The sequence below is a fragment of the Pseudomonas sp. GXM4 genome, from assembly GCF_008923895.1.
Taxonomy (GTDB): domain Bacteria; phylum Pseudomonadota; class Gammaproteobacteria; order Pseudomonadales; family Pseudomonadaceae; genus Aquipseudomonas; species Aquipseudomonas atacamensis.
Window position 1 is genome coordinate 1 of the sequence record NZ_WBRZ01000498.1, and the last position, 1,373, is coordinate 1,373.

Genomic DNA, 1,373 nt, shown 5'->3' on the forward strand with positions numbered 1-1,373 from the left:
AAGCACTGTATGAGTAGGCGCTTCGAGGAGTGCTCAAGTGGAGATGGGTCACCGTTCGCCAGCACTGCATAGGGATCAAGTTGTATTGCGGTTTCCTGAATAGATTTGTTGCCTAGCGCGGCTAACCATCCCAGTAGGCCTCTGAGCTCGTCCCGGACAGTGGAGTTTGGAGCGATGATGGGTAGACATTTGTGAATCGTCAGATGGTCAGACGGTTCAGCTATGCGTTTGGCGAGGTAATACGCGGCACAGTATTCAGCGACAATCTTGTGAACCGGCCGATGCTGGTCCGCTTTGTTTCCTGGCTTAAAAAGTCGAGTTGCCAGAATGTTGTCAGCGGCCGTGGGCGTGTCAAACAGTGACGCCAGCAAAGGATAAATCCGGTCTGCGGTTGCTTCGCTTGTTCCTATGCCCTCTGCACCTGAAAGCAAAAGCTTGGCAAACACCTCGGAAGACAACTCAACCTTTTGTACGATCGAGAGGGGCTGGTTAGTCTTCGCTACACTAGTGTTAGCCTCTTTCGCTAAACGCTCGACAGCCTGGGAGAATATATTTCGTTTGTCCGTGAAGCGTCGGCCGCTTTCGATGAAGGCATCTGCGAACATCTTCAAAAACTGGGGATTCGGGAGTAGCGATCCTAAGTCGAATCGGGCGACTTCCGCTTGGAACGTCGCGAAATCCTCACCTTGAACATGGTGATGGAAAATAGCCCGCTGTTCTTCTTCGTCAAACTCGACCAGTCTGACCACAAGCGGTGAGCATCCGAGGTACTCTCCGAATGCACTCGTGGCCGCGCTGCTCCATTCGCTGGACCGGCTCGAAATGATGACGTAGGTTGGCTTTGCTTTACTGGCGTTAGCCAAAAGGCCATGTATCCCCGATTGATCCAGTTTGGCCAACTCATCAAACGCATCGATGACAAGCGGTGAATGCTCAACGTCGGTGCCTACGTGTTTGAATTTGTTTGCGGTGACGGTAGAAGTGCCTAGCTGTCGGGCTAGGCTTCCCATGAGCTCAGTTTTCCCGCCGCCTGGTTCGGCTAAGACAACGACGTAATTTGAGGTGGCCAGTAGAGCCTCCTCAGTGAAAGTATTGTCTTGATTGATGAGTCTGCGCGGAAGATAAAAATCTGGAGTCATGGTAAAAAATCGAAATGGATAGTGATTAACTGCACCCGTTTTCAGGCGCCATTTAATTTTAGTTCGACCGCTTCACTGGCTTTCTTTCCCAAGATACTACGTCATTTCGCGATCAGAGTAAGCGTGCCTAACGTTCTAGGCTGGGTTCATTTCCGGAGGCACCGGGGCATACTGATGGTATAGATTTCAGGTTTTCATTGGGTCAAAAATATTTTTCAAAGCCCTTGACGTCAG

General features: G+C 50.7%; 1 pseudogene. It reads right to left on the reverse strand.

Annotated elements, in window-relative coordinates:
- A pseudogene (locus tag F8N49_RS27730) lies at positions 1-1,139 on the reverse strand (hypothetical protein); the annotation flags it as partial.
- Positions 1,140-1,373: the final 234 nt, after the last annotated feature.